Genomic DNA, 11,847 nt, shown 5'->3' with positions numbered 1-11,847 from the left:
GGGACGGGGTTCACCCCTTACCGATACGTCACATCCCCGGGCGGCTCCCCTACGGCGCGTGCCGCCCGCGGAATCGCCGGCGCTCTCCGTCGGCGCCCTTGGACGGCTCGTCCGCCAGCCGCATGACGGGGTCATCGGGCCCGGCCCGGCCCGCGACCACCGGCCGGACGGCCCGCTCGGCCTTGGCCCGGTACTGGGCCGCATCGGCGAGCCGGAACAGCCGCCGCGCGGAGCGTACGGGCCCGATCGGATCCTCGGTGGAGGCGACCCCGCAGGCCACGCCGTCCCCGAGCTCCAACTCGGACGCCCGGCGGCACAGTTCACCGGCCGCCTTCACGACCTGGTCGGCGGACGGCCCGACCGCGAGCAGACAGAACTCGTCCCCGCCGAGCCGCGCCGCCAGGGCCCCCGGCAGCATGGCCCCGCACAGCGACAGCACCGACCCGAAACGCTCCAGGAGCCGGTCGCCGACGGCGTGCCCATGGGTGTCGTTGACCCGCTTGAGCCCGTTCAGATCGCAGACCACGAGGCTGACGACCGCGCCGTCCCTGCGGTGCCGCTCGATCGCCTGCTCCAGGCGTACGTCCACGGCACGACGGTTGGCGAGCCCCGTCAGCGCGTCGGTGAACGCGAGGCGCCGGGCCTCCTCCAGCCGCTCGGTCTGGGCGATGCCGGCGGCCACGACGGAGGCCAGGACGGTGGCGAAGTCGGCGTCGTCCCGCTCGAAGACGGCCTCACCGGCCGGCCGGGCCACGTACAGCTCGCCCCAGGCCCGCCCGTGCAGCACGATCGGCGCGACCACGCAGCAGCCACGGCCCCGGCGGCGCAGGGCCGCGACGCGCTGATGGCAGTATCCGGGACGCCGCCCGGCGGCGGGCCCTTCGGCGGTCTCCACCCACGCGTCGGGCTCCCCGCCCCCCGCCGCCCACTGCTCGTGCAGGAACTCGGTGATCTCCGCGAACTGGTGCACCGGATAGGCCTCGTCCTCCGGGAACTCCTCCTCCCCGTCCGCCAGCGCTCCGACGTTCACGAGGACTTTCAGCCGCCCCAGCTCCCGCTCCCACACCGACAGCGCGGCAAAACTCCCGCCCAGCGCCCGGCACGCCCCGGCAGCCGCCGCCCGCCACGCCTCACGCGACCCGTGCGCAGCCGCCATCCCCTGAGCCAACGCGACGACGGCCACCAGCCGTCTGTCCTCACCCATCACTCCAGGCTAGGGACTTTTCAGCCAATCCGTTCTGTTGACGACGCGAACGGGGCGGACCAAGCTGCGGGCGCGCGCCGCCCTAGCTGCGGGCGCGCCGCCCCTAGCTGCGGGCATGCGTGCCGCAGCTCACTCCCCCGGCCACTCCGGCTTCCGCTTCTCGTTGAACGCCGCGACCCCCTCCGCCCGGTCCCCGGAGAACGCCACCGCCCTCCACGCCGCGTCCTCCACCTCGAGCCCCGCCCGCAGATCCAGCCCCTGCCCCAACCGCAACGCCCGCTTCGCGGCCCGCAACCCCACCGGCGAATTCCCCGCGATCCGAGAGGCCAGCTCCAGCGCCACCTCCCGGTCCCGCCCCTCCTCCACCACCTGATCGACCAAGCCCAACTCGCCCGCCTCGACGGCCTCCACCCGCCGCGCCGAGAAGATCAGCTCAGCCGCCCGCGCCGCCCCCACCCGGCGCGGCAGCAACTGCGTGCCCCCACCCCCGGGAATCACCCCCACCGACACCTCCGGCAGCCCCACCACCGCCGTACGGTCCGCCACGATCACGTCACACGCGAGCGCCAGCTCGAACCCGCCCCCCAGCGCGAACCCGTGCACCGCCGCCACCGTCGGCACCGGCATCTCCAGCACCCCGGTGTACGCCCCACGCGTCACCGGCCGCTGCCGCACCAGATCCGCGTCGCTGAACGAGTTCCGCTCCTTCAGATCGGCCCCCACACAGAACGCCCGCTCATGCGTCGAGGTCAGCACGACCACCCGTACGTCCCGGTCCTCCCCCAGCGCCGCACACGCCCCGGCGACGGACCGCGCCATCTCGGTCGACACGGCGTTCATGGCCTTGGGCCGGTCGAGGACGAGCTCCGCGACATGTCCCTGCTCATGCCGCCGCACCAGCACGAACTCCCCGAACCGTTCCTCGTTCATGACACCCTCCGGTTAACGCGGGTTAACAACCTCACCGCCCCGATCATCGCAGCCGCACCCCACGCACGAAAGAGCGGACGCGACCGGTCCCCGCGCGATCACCCGCCCACCCGTTCGAGTGACATCACCTCAATTCCGGTCCGACCGCCCATGGGAGCGCATAGCGTGCGTCCGCCAGCGGCGCACAGGGGGCGCGTGCGCATCGGGGAGGAACCGTGATGAGGACGAACACGCCGACGGAGCCACAGCGGGACACCAGGGCCGCCACGGCACCCCGCCACAGGGAGCCGCCCCCGACGGAAACCGGCCTCTTCACCCCTCGCGTCCGAGGCCGCCACCGCAAGCCCCGCTCCCACAAGGTCATGCTCGCCGCCGGCGGCCTCGCCCTGGCCGCCGGCGCCCTGAACCTCGTACGCCTGGCCTCCGGCCCGAGCCCCGACGCCGTCGGCACCGTCGAGGCCGCACCCCGCCCCGACCCGGTCACCACCGGCACGGACCAGGCCACCGGCACCACCGCGACCTTCCCGGCCGCCCCCGGGATCAGCCCCTCGTCACCCACGGTCCTGGGCGGCCTGACCCCGTCCCCGGTCACCAGGGGCGCACGGCCGGCCCCACCCGCCGCGACCGGCACCCGAGGGGCCGCCACGACCGCCGCTCACCGGCCCACGACCATCCCCGACACGCCGAACACCCCGGCACCGGCCACCCAGGGCGACGCCCCGCGCCCGACCCCGGCCGCGCCCGCTCCTCCGAGCCGGACCACGCCCGCCCCGGCGCCCAAGCCCGAACAGCCGAGGAAACCGGACGAGCCCGGCCTGTGCGTGCCGGTCATCGGCCTGTGCGTGGACACGCCGGGCCGCCGCGGCTGACGGCCCCTGTCAGCCCAGGTCCCGCCGCGTGAGCAGCCACGGCTCCACGACGCCCAGCCCACGCACGGGCCGCTGCCACATCGGCTGCAACGCGAACCGGTACGACGGAGGCTCCTCGCCCTCCTTCTCCGCCGCCGCGGCCTCCTCGGCCGCCTCAGCCTCGGAGGACGGGGCGTCCTGCGTGCGGATCAGCTCCTCGGCGAAGGCGGTGTCGACGAGGACGGCGTCCTTCGGAGCTATCGAGGTGAGCCGGGAGGCCAGGTTCACGGTCGTACCGAAGACATCGCCCATTCGGGTGGTGACGGTGCCGAACGCCATGCCGACGCGCAGCTCCGGCATCGTCTCGTCGTGCGCCATGGTCTCGATCAGCCGCAGGGCGATCTCGGCGGCGATGCCCGCGTCGTCGGCGGCGTACAGCACCTCGTCGCCGAGGGTCTTGATCAGCCGTCCGCCGTTCGCGGCCACCAGGTCGGCGGCCGTGGTCTCGAAGGCCTCGACCAGCTCGCCGAGCTCCTCCTCCTCCATCCGGCGGGTGAGCCGGGTGAACCCGACCAGGTCCGCGAAGCCGACGGCGAGGCGCCGGTCGACCATCTCCTCGTCGTCGGCGGCCTGCACGACCCGTCCCGCCGAGGCGGCGAGCTGGCGCCGCCAGACGTAGACGAGGAACTCCTCCAGCTCGGGCAGGAGCAGCTCGACGATCGGGTACGTCACCTCGGTGCGGGTCATGCCCGGCTCGGGCGGCTCGGTCAGCCCCTCCAGGAACGAGTCGATCTGCCACTCGGCGAGCCGTGCGGTGGTCTGCCCGGTGGACCGGGCCACCTGAACGGCCATGGCCTCGCTCAGCAGCCCCGCCTCGACGAGACCGGCGAGGCGCCGCAGGGCGAGTACGTCCGCCTCGGTGAGGGCCTTGGCCTGCCCGATGTCCGCGAAGCCCATCGCCCGCCAGAAGCGGGAGGCCAGTTCCATGGAGACACCGGCGCTGCGGGCCGCCTGAAACGGGGTGTACCGGCGCTCGGCCCCCAGAATGAGCCCTTCGAGGCGCAGGGCGAGCGGGTCCTCGCCGGGGTCGGCGCCCTGCGCGTCCGTGCCGGAATCCGGGTCTTCGACGGTCACGCGTGCTGCCCTTCCGATCTGTCACGGTCATGTATCGACCGGCCTCAACTCTACGGCAGGTGTGCGCCAGCTCACTCCGTCAGGCGCTCAGCTGCGGGCATGCGTGCTGCAAAGGGCGGCACGGGTGGGCGGTGGGGGTCCCCCCGCTCGAGCGAAGCCGAGAGTGGGGGAGGCACCCCGCAACGCCGGGCCGCGCACCCAACCGGCCTCAGCTCACGCCGGCCTCAGGTGCACGATGTCCCCCGCCCCCACCGGCTCCTGCACCCCGTCCTCCGTCGCCAGCACCAACCGCCCGTCCCCATCCACGGCCACGGCCTCCCCCACGACGCCCCGATCCCCGGGCAGCTCCGCCCGCACGGTCCGCCCGAGCGTCGCGCACCCCGCCGCATACGCCTCCTGCAGCCCGCTCACCCCCGGGTCGCCCCCCGCCGCACGCCACTTCCCGTACCACTCCTCCAGAGAGCGAAGCATCCCCCGCAACAGCGGATCCCGGTCCGTGCTCACCGCCCCGGCCAGCCCCACCGACCCCGCCGTCGGCACCGGCAGCTCGTCCTCCTTGAGCGAGACGTTGATGCCGACCCCGATCACGACCCCGTCGTCACCGGCCCGCTCGGCGAGGATCCCCCCGGCCTTGCGTTCCTCGCCCCGCACCGTGACCAGGACGTCGTTCGGCCACTTCAGGGCCGTGTCGACACCCGCCGCCCGCGACAGCCCCGTCGCCACCGCCACACCCGTGAGCAGCGGCAGCCACCCCCACCGCGCCACCGGCACCTCGCTCGGCGTGAGCAGCACGGAGAAGAACAGGCCCGACCGCGGCGGCGCCGTCCACTGCCGGTCCAGGCGGCCGCGCCCGGCCGTCTGCTCCTCGGCGACGAGGACCGCGCCCTCTACGGCCCCGCCCTCGGCCGCCCGGGCCACGAGGTCGGAGTTGGTGGAGCCGGTGCGCTGCACCACGTCCACCTCCGACCACAGCCCTCCCTCCCGCACCAGTCCCCGGCGCAGGGCGGTGACATTGAGGGGCGGACGGTCCAGGTCCGACCAACGGCTGCCGTTCGGCTCTCTCGGCTCTGATGCATCTCGCGGCGTCATGCAAGCCACCCTAGGTGTGGTAAACGCCGCACTGCCGACCCGAGGGCACCGCACTACTCTACGGATGAGTAACCGTCCCCCCTTTTGAGCAGGCAGGGAGCCGCATCCCGATGTCCGAGCCGGAAGAGCTGCAGCAGCCCGACATCCACACGACCGCGGGCAAGCTCGCGGATCTTCAGCGCCGCATCGAGGAAGCGACGCACGCCGGCTCCGCACGCGCCGTCGAGAAGCAGCACGCCAAGGGCAAACTGACGGCCCGTGAGCGGATCGAACTCCTCCTGGACGAAGCCTCCTTCGTCGAGCTGGACGAGTTCGCCCGGCACCGGTCCACCAACTTCGGACTGGACCAGAACCGCCCGTACGGCGACGGCGTCGTCACCGGGTACGGCACCGTCGACGGCCGCCCCGTCGCCGTCTTCTCGCAGGACTTCACGGTCTTCGGCGGGGCGCTCGGCGAGGTCTACGGCCAGAAGATCGTCAAGGTCATGGACTTCGCCCTGAAGACCGGCTGCCCGGTCATCGGCATCAATGACTCCGGCGGGGCCAGGATCCAGGAGGGCGTCGCCTCGCTCGGCGCCTATGGCGAGATCTTCCGCCGCAACACCCACGCCTCCGGCGTGATCCCGCAGATCAGCCTGGTCGTAGGCCCGTGTGCGGGCGGGGCCGTCTACTCCCCGGCCATCACCGACTTCACGGTCATGGTCGACCAGACCTCGCACATGTTCATCACCGGGCCCGACGTCATCAAGACGGTCACCGGCGAGGACGTCGGCTTCGAGGAGCTCGGCGGAGCCCGCACCCACAACGCGACCTCGGGCGTGGCCCACCACATGGCCGGGGACGAGAAGGACGCCATCGAGTACGTCAAGCAGCTGCTGTCGTACCTGCCGTCCAACAACCTCTCCGAGCCGCCGGTCTTCGCGGAGGAGGCCGACCTCGACATCACCGACGAGGACCGCGAGCTGGACGCCATCGTCCCGGACAGCGCGAACCAGCCGTACGACATGCACGCGGTGATCGAGCACGTCCTGGACGACGCCGAGTTCTTCGAGACGCAGCCGCTGTACGCGCCGAACATCGTCACCGGCTTCGGCCGGGTCGAGGGCCACCCCGTCGGCATCGTCGCCAACCAGCCGATGCAGTTCGCCGGCTGCCTGGACATCACCGCCTCCGAGAAGGCGGCCCGCTTCGTGCGCACCTGCGACGCCTTCAACGTCCCGGTCATCACCTTCGTGGACGTCCCCGGCTTCCTGCCCGGCGTCGACCAGGAGCACGACGGCATCATCCGCCGCGGCGCCAAGCTGATCTACGCCTACGCCGAGGCCACCGTCCCGCTCATCACGATCATCACGCGCAAGGCCTTCGGCGGCGCCTACGACGTCATGGGCTCCAAGCACCTGGGCGCCGACCTCAACCTCGCCTGGCCCACCGCCCAGATCGCCGTCATGGGCGCCCAGGGCGCGGTCAACATCCTGCACCGCCGCACGATCGCCGAGGCGGAGGCCAACGGCGAGGATCTCGAGGCGGTCCGGGCCCGGCTGATCCAGGAGTACGAGGACGCCCTGCTCAACCCCTACGTCGCGGCCGAGCGCGGCTACGTCGACGCGGTGATCATGCCGTCCGACACCCGCTGCCATGTCGTACGGGGTCTGCGTCAACTGCGCACGAAGCGGGAATCCCTGCCTCCGAAGAAGCACGGCAACATCCCCCTCTAGCACCGGCGAGCCCAGGAGGCCCACATGACGATCAAGGTCGTACGGGGCAACCCGACCCCGGAGGAGCTGGCCGCCGCACTGGCGGTGGTCAGGGCCCGCGCCGCGGCGGCGGCAGACACACCGCCCGGCGCACCGGCCCCCCGCGACTCCTGGTCCGACCCGTCCCGCATCGCGTCCCACCGCCTGCCCCAGCCGGGCCCGACGGCCTGGGGCCGCACCTACTGGCCGGGCTAGCACTCTGGCCCTCAGGGGCGCGGGGAACCGCGCACGGCGGAACAACGCGGGGCGCCGATTTGAGTACCCCTACTCAGGCGCCCCGCTCCGTCAAGCCGCACGCTGGACTCATGTTGTGGTCCGACCCCGAGAACGAGCCGCCGAAAGAACTCCGCGACATGCAGGACATGCTTCGGCGGCTGGGCGTTCTCATGGCGTTGGCCATGTTCGTGGCGATGCTCGTGATCGGCGTGAGGTGAGTCGGCCTCGCCGACTAACCTGACCGCATGACTGCTCAGCGCCGCAGGCGACTCGTCCTCGCCTCCCAGTCCCCCGCCCGGCTGGGACTGCTCCGCCAGGCCGGACTCACCCCCGAGGTGATCGTGAGCGGCGTCGACGAGGACGCCGTCACCGCCCCCACCCCCGCCGAACTGGCGCTCGCCCTCGCCGAGGCGAAGGCCTCCGTCGTGGCGGCCCGGCCGGAGACCAAGGGCGCGCTCGTGATCGGCTGCGACTCGGTGCTCGACCTGGACGGCCAGGCCCTCGGCAAGCCCGCGGACGCCGAGGAGGCCACGGCCCGCTGGAAGTCGATGCGCGGCCGCGCCGGCACCCTCCAGACCGGCCACTGCGTCTACGACACGCTCACCGGCCGCTACGTCTCCGCCACCGCGTCCACCGTGGTCCACTTCGGCGACCCCACGGACGAGGAGATCGCCTCCTACGTCGCCTCCGGCGAACCCCTCTACGTCGCCGGGGCCTTCACCCTGGACGGCCGCTCGGCCCCGTTCATCAACGGCATCGACGGCGACCACGGCAACGTGATCGGCATCAGCCTGCCCCTGGTCCGGCGGCTCCTCGCCGACCTGGGCGTCGGCATCACGGAGTTGTGGGCGCCGGCGGAGCAGTGACCGGGGACCCGTCGCCGCCGGTCCCGGCCCGGGGCGCGGCGTCGGCGGGCTCGGCCGGGCGGTCGTACGTCATCAGCAGCAGGACGACCAGGCCGAGCACCAGCATCATGAAGAGGAACGCGGGCCAGCCGACGAGACCCCAGGTGAAGGCGCCCAGCAGCCCGTGCACGACCGCCGCGCTGATCAGCAGCACGCGCCCGACGCCCGCCGGTGGGCGGTCCCGCAGCGCCACGAGCAGGGCGACCAGGCCGCACAGCGCGAAGTAGAGGCCGAAGGCGATCCCGCCGATCTTCGACGACACCGACATCATGTGCGGATCGAGCCCGGCCAGGGACATGTCCTGCCGGTCGACGACGACTCCGAGGAACCAGTTCAGCGCGGCGATGCCGAACGCCTCACCGAACAGCACCACCGCCACGACCCACGCCACCGGCCTGCGCACCACCGGGCCCACCCTCTTACCCCTAGTACGTTCGAGACATCGCGAACGCTACTGACAGGTAAACCCTGGGACAAGGGTTCAGCGGCGGGCAAAGAATCATTGGGCCATTCGTAGGGACTCCACAAAGAAACGGAGTGGCCCGCAGCACGTGATGACAGAGACCTTGACCACAAGGGACGGCTAGGGTTTCCCGCAGGAGTGCTGCGTACCGCGGTGCGACAAGGGATTTCGCGGGTCGAGCGAGCCTCGCATCACGCTCCGTGTGGGCAAGCTCACCACTGGGGACGGGTCGAAGTGCCGTGTCGGCAGTCCCTAAACTCGGCTTGTTTCAAGGAGGGAGCCTCATCGTGCGCAAGGTGCTCATCGCCAACCGTGGCGAAATCGCTGTCCGCGTGGCCCGGGCCTGCCGGGATGCCGGCATCGCGAGCGTGGCCGTCTACGCCGACCCGGATCGGGACGCTCTGCATGTCCGCGCCGCGGATGAGGCGTTCGCCCTGGGCGGTGACACCCCGGGCACCAGCTATCTCGACATCGAGAAGGTGCTGAAGGCCGCGCGGGAGTCGGGCGCGGACGCCATCCACCCCGGCTACGGCTTTCTCTCCGAGAACGCGGACTTCGCCCAGGCGGTCCTGGACGCGGACCTGATCTGGATCGGCCCGCCCCCGCAGGCCATCCGCGACCTCGGTGACAAGGTCGCCGCCCGGCACATCGCGCAGCGCGCGGGCGCCCCGCTGGTGGCGGGCACGCCCGACCCGGTCTCCGGCGCCGACGAGGTCGTCGCCTTCGCCGAGCAGCACGGTCTGCCGATCGCCATCAAGGCGGCCTTCGGCGGCGGCGGTCGCGGCCTGAAGGTCGCGCGCACGCTCGAAGAGGTGCCCGAGCTGTACGACTCGGCGGTGCGCGAGGCGGTCGCGGCCTTCGGGCGTGGCGAGTGCTTCGTCGAGCGCTACCTGGACAAGCCGCGGCACGTGGAGACCCAGTGCCTGGCCGACCAGCACGGCAACGTCGTCGTGGTCTCCACCCGTGACTGCTCGCTCCAGCGCCGGCACCAGAAGCTGGTCGAGGAGGCCCCCGCCCCCTTCCTGTCCGACGCGCAGGTGGAGGAGCTGTACTCGGCCTCCAAGGCGATCCTGAAGGAGGCCGGCTACGTCGGCGCCGGCACGGTCGAGTTCCTCGTCGGCCTCGACGGCACGATCTCCTTCCTTGAGGTCAACACCCGTCTCCAGGTGGAGCACCCGGTCACCGAGGAGGTCGCCGGCATCGACCTCGTCCGCGAGATGTTCCGCATCGCCGACGGCGAGGCCCTCGGCTACGACGACCCGGCGCTGCGCGGCCACTCCTTCGAGTTCCGCATCAACGGCGAGGACCCGGGCCGCAACTTCCTCCCGGCCCCCGGCACGGTCACGAGGTTCGACCCGCCGGCCGGCCCGGGTGTCCGCCTGGACGCGGGCGTGGAGTCCGGCTCGGTCATCGGCCCGGCGTGGGACTCCCTGCTGGCCAAGCTGATCGTCACCGGCCGCACCCGCGCGGAGGCCCTGCAGCGGGCCGCCCGCGCGCTGGAGGAGTTCCAGGTCGAGGGCATGGCGACGGCGATCCCGTTCCACCGTGCGGTGGTGAAGGACCCGGCGTTCGCCCCCGAGCTCACCGGCTCGTCCGACCCGTTCACGGTTCACACCCGCTGGATCGAGACGGAGTTCGTCAACGAGATCAAGCCCTTCGCCGCTCCGGCCGACGCCACGGAGGCGGAGGAGGAGCTGGACCGCGAGACGGTCGTCGTCGAGGTGGGCGGCAAGCGCCTGGAGGTCTCCCTCCCGGCCTCGCTGGGCATGTCCCTGGCCCGTACGGGCCTGGCGGCGGGCGCCAAGCCCAAGCGCCGCGCGGCGAAGAAGTCGGGCCCCGTCGCCTCCGGCGACACCCTCGCCTCTCCCATGCAGGGCACCATCGTCAAGGTGGCCGTCGAGGAGGGCCAGGAGGTCAAGGAGGGCGACCTGGTCGTCGTCCTCGAGGCGATGAAGATGGAGCAGCCCCTCAACGCCCACAGGTCGGGCACGATCAAGGGCCTGAGCGCGGAAATCGGCGCGTCGGTCACGTCCGGCGCGGCCATCTGCGAAATCAAGGACTGAGGCAACGTCCCCGACCCACCACCCGGCGGGTGGTGGGTCGGGGACGTGTCGGGGGGTCCGCTGAGCTGCGGGCAATCGTGCCGCTAAGGGCGGCACGGGTGGGCGCAGCGGCACCCCGCTCAGCCGGGCTGCGGACCCACCCACCCCCAGCACCAACGCCGGGTGCCCGGTACCTCACAGCAACTGGACCGACCCACCCGGCTCCCTACCGCCGCCGCAGATCCGCGACCCGAGCCCGCTCCGCCCCAGCCCCCTGCTCCCCCAGCATCGCGGCGGACCGCAACCCACCCCCCGCACCAGGAACCTGACGCCGAGGCCCGGGCAACGGCACGTCCCGACGCTGCTGGCGAGCCGGGACCGCGTCACCCCCCGGCCCGGCCGCCCCCGCCGCCCCCCCTTGCCCCCCGGCCACGGCGATCTGCACACCCTGGTCGGCAAGCGCCTGAAGCTCGGTGGCCGCACGGTCGTCATGGGCGGGCGGCTCATCCGTCACAAGGCGAGTGATGAGATCCGTCGGCACGGTCTGGAACATCGTGTCCGTCCCGAGCTTCGTATGGTCGGCGAGGACCACGACCTCCGCGGCCGCCTGCACCAGCGCCCGGTCGACGGACGCCGACAGCATGTTGGACGTGGACAGCCCGCGCTCCGCGGTCAGACCGCTCCCGGACAGGAAGGCCCGCGACACCCGCAGCCCGTGCAGGGACTGCTCGGCACCACTGCCGACCAGGGCGTAGTTCGAACCGCGGAGCGTACCGCCGGTCATCACGACCTCGACCCGGTTGGCGTGGGCCAATGCCTGCGCCACCAGCAGCGAGTTGGTGACGACGGTCAGTCCGGGCACCCGGGCGAGCCGGCGCGCCAGCTCCTGGGTCGTCGTACCCGCCCCGACCACGATCGCCTCGCCCTCTTCCACGAGGTTCGCGGCGAGGTCGGCGATGGCGGTCTTCTCGGCGGTCGCGAGATGGGATTTCTGCGGAAAGCCGGACTCCCGCGTGAAACCGCCCGGCAGTACCGCACCGCCGTGCCGGCGGTCGAGGAGTCCTTCTGCCTCCAGCGCGCGCACGTCCCGCCGTACGGTCACTTCGGAGGTCTGGACGACGCGGGCGAGCTCACGGAGCGACACGGCCCCGTTCGCTCGCACCATTTCGAGGATCAATTGGCGACGTTCTGCAGCGAACACGAAACTGACAGTAACGCCAGCGACCGTCTGCTTTCAGCAGTTTGCGCTGAATAGCAGAAGA

The 11,847-nt window shown here is 72.2% G+C and carries 12 protein-coding genes; 6 read left to right on the top strand and 6 right to left on the bottom strand.

Features of this window, described 5'->3' with window-relative positions; all coding sequences use genetic code 11:
- Nucleotides 1-49 precede the first annotated feature (49 nt).
- Together OHU35_RS27265 and OHU35_RS27260 are read right to left on the bottom strand one after the other, a co-directional pair.
- Nucleotides 50-1,204: a sensor domain-containing diguanylate cyclase gene (locus tag OHU35_RS27265; protein WP_189722907.1), complete on the bottom strand. Its 1,155-nt coding sequence runs from the start codon at nt 1,202-1,204 to the stop codon at nt 50-52.
- A 129-nt stretch (nt 1,205-1,333) separates the two neighbouring features.
- On the bottom strand, nt 1,334-2,134 hold the full coding sequence (locus OHU35_RS27260) for an enoyl-CoA hydratase/isomerase family protein (RefSeq protein ID WP_189722906.1): 801 nt from the start codon (nt 2,132-2,134) through the stop codon (nt 1,334-1,336).
- A 218-nt stretch (nt 2,135-2,352) separates the two neighbouring features.
- On the opposite strand from OHU35_RS27260, the gene OHU35_RS27255 reads away from it, so the two are divergent.
- Nucleotides 2,353-3,003, top strand: coding sequence for a hypothetical protein (locus OHU35_RS27255; protein ID WP_405507218.1), 651 nt, complete (start codon nt 2,353-2,355; stop codon nt 3,001-3,003).
- A gap of 9 nt (nt 3,004-3,012) precedes the next feature.
- Here the strand turns inward: OHU35_RS27255 and OHU35_RS27250 are convergent, their stop codons facing one another.
- The gene (locus OHU35_RS27250; protein ID WP_189722904.1) at nt 3,013-4,116 is read right to left on the bottom strand and encodes an adenylate/guanylate cyclase domain-containing protein; all 1,104 of its coding nucleotides are present in this window, start codon (nt 4,114-4,116) and stop codon (nt 3,013-3,015) included.
- Between the two features lie 213 nt (nt 4,117-4,329).
- Complete coding sequence (locus OHU35_RS27245; protein ID WP_359886885.1) at nt 4,330-5,205, bottom strand: biotin--[acetyl-CoA-carboxylase] ligase; 876 nt, start codon at nt 5,203-5,205, stop codon at nt 4,330-4,332.
- A 110-nt stretch (nt 5,206-5,315) separates the two neighbouring features.
- Here OHU35_RS27245 and OHU35_RS27240 point away from each other — a divergent pair, with 110 nt between their 5' ends.
- The 4 genes from OHU35_RS27240 to OHU35_RS27225 all read left to right on the top strand — a co-directional run bounded on the left by OHU35_RS27240 (nt 5,316) and on the right by OHU35_RS27225 (nt 8,041).
- On the top strand, nt 5,316-6,920 hold the full coding sequence (locus OHU35_RS27240; protein WP_189722902.1) for an acyl-CoA carboxylase subunit beta: 1,605 nt from the start codon (nt 5,316-5,318) through the stop codon (nt 6,918-6,920).
- Nucleotides 6,921-6,944: 24 nt separating this feature from the next.
- On the top strand, nt 6,945-7,154 hold the full coding sequence (locus OHU35_RS27235; RefSeq protein ID WP_189722901.1) for an acyl-CoA carboxylase subunit epsilon: 210 nt from the start codon (nt 6,945-6,947) through the stop codon (nt 7,152-7,154).
- A 110-nt stretch (nt 7,155-7,264) separates the two neighbouring features.
- Nucleotides 7,265-7,393, top strand: a complete 129-nt coding sequence (gene mmpB, locus OHU35_RS27230; protein ID WP_255961279.1) for a morphogenic membrane protein MmpB — start codon at nt 7,265-7,267, stop codon at nt 7,391-7,393.
- A 27-nt stretch (nt 7,394-7,420) separates the two neighbouring features.
- On the top strand, nt 7,421-8,041 hold the full coding sequence (locus OHU35_RS27225) for a nucleoside triphosphate pyrophosphatase (RefSeq protein WP_189722900.1): 621 nt from the start codon (nt 7,421-7,423) through the stop codon (nt 8,039-8,041).
- On the opposite strand, the gene OHU35_RS27220 is transcribed toward OHU35_RS27225, so the two are convergent.
- The gene (locus OHU35_RS27220; RefSeq protein WP_189722899.1) at nt 8,010-8,486 is read right to left on the bottom strand and encodes a hypothetical protein; all 477 of its coding nucleotides are present in this window, start codon (nt 8,484-8,486) and stop codon (nt 8,010-8,012) included. The genes OHU35_RS27225 and OHU35_RS27220 overlap by 32 nt on opposite strands.
- A gap of 344 nt (nt 8,487-8,830) precedes the next feature.
- On the opposite strand from OHU35_RS27220, the gene OHU35_RS27215 reads away from it, so the two are divergent.
- The gene (locus tag OHU35_RS27215; RefSeq protein ID WP_189722898.1) at nt 8,831-10,606 is read left to right on the top strand and encodes a biotin carboxylase N-terminal domain-containing protein; all 1,776 of its coding nucleotides are present in this window, start codon (nt 8,831-8,833) and stop codon (nt 10,604-10,606) included.
- Nucleotides 10,607-10,811: 205 nt separating this feature from the next.
- On the opposite strand, the gene OHU35_RS27210 is transcribed toward OHU35_RS27215, so the two are convergent.
- A complete protein-coding gene (locus tag OHU35_RS27210; protein WP_405507213.1) occupies nt 10,812-11,786 on the bottom strand; it encodes a DeoR/GlpR family DNA-binding transcription regulator in 975 nt (324 codons plus the stop codon).
- Nucleotides 11,787-11,847: the final 61 nt, after the last annotated feature.

This window comes from Streptomyces purpurascens (assembly GCF_045040895.1).
Lineage (GTDB): Bacteria > Actinomycetota > Actinomycetes > Streptomycetales > Streptomycetaceae > Streptomyces > Streptomyces purpurascens.
The sequence above is the reverse complement of the archived record's forward strand: the minus strand, read 5'-3'. Positions and strand labels throughout refer to the sequence as shown.

Excerpts from the sequence above, each read along its gene's own strand:
- OHU35_RS27240 (WP_189722902.1), top strand. The coding sequence starts at position 5,316 with ATGTCCGAGCCGGAAGAGCTGCAGCAGCCCGACATCCACACGACCGCG.
- OHU35_RS27225 (WP_189722900.1), top strand. The coding sequence starts at position 7,421 with ATGACTGCTCAGCGCCGCAGGCGACTCGTCCTCGCCTCCCAGTCCCCC.
- OHU35_RS27260 (WP_189722906.1), bottom strand. The coding sequence starts at position 2,134 with ATGAACGAGGAACGGTTCGGGGAGTTCGTGCTGGTGCGGCGGCATGAG.
- mmpB (WP_255961279.1), top strand. The coding sequence starts at position 7,265 with ATGTTGTGGTCCGACCCCGAGAACGAGCCGCCGAAAGAACTCCGCGAC.
- OHU35_RS27235 (WP_189722901.1), top strand. The coding sequence starts at position 6,945 with ATGACGATCAAGGTCGTACGGGGCAACCCGACCCCGGAGGAGCTGGCC.
- OHU35_RS27255 (WP_405507218.1), top strand. The coding sequence starts at position 2,353 with ATGAGGACGAACACGCCGACGGAGCCACAGCGGGACACCAGGGCCGCC.
- OHU35_RS27265 (WP_189722907.1), bottom strand. The coding sequence starts at position 1,204 with ATGGGTGAGGACAGACGGCTGGTGGCCGTCGTCGCGTTGGCTCAGGGG.
- OHU35_RS27245 (WP_359886885.1), bottom strand. The coding sequence starts at position 5,205 with ATGACGCCGCGAGATGCATCAGAGCCGAGAGAGCCGAACGGCAGCCGT.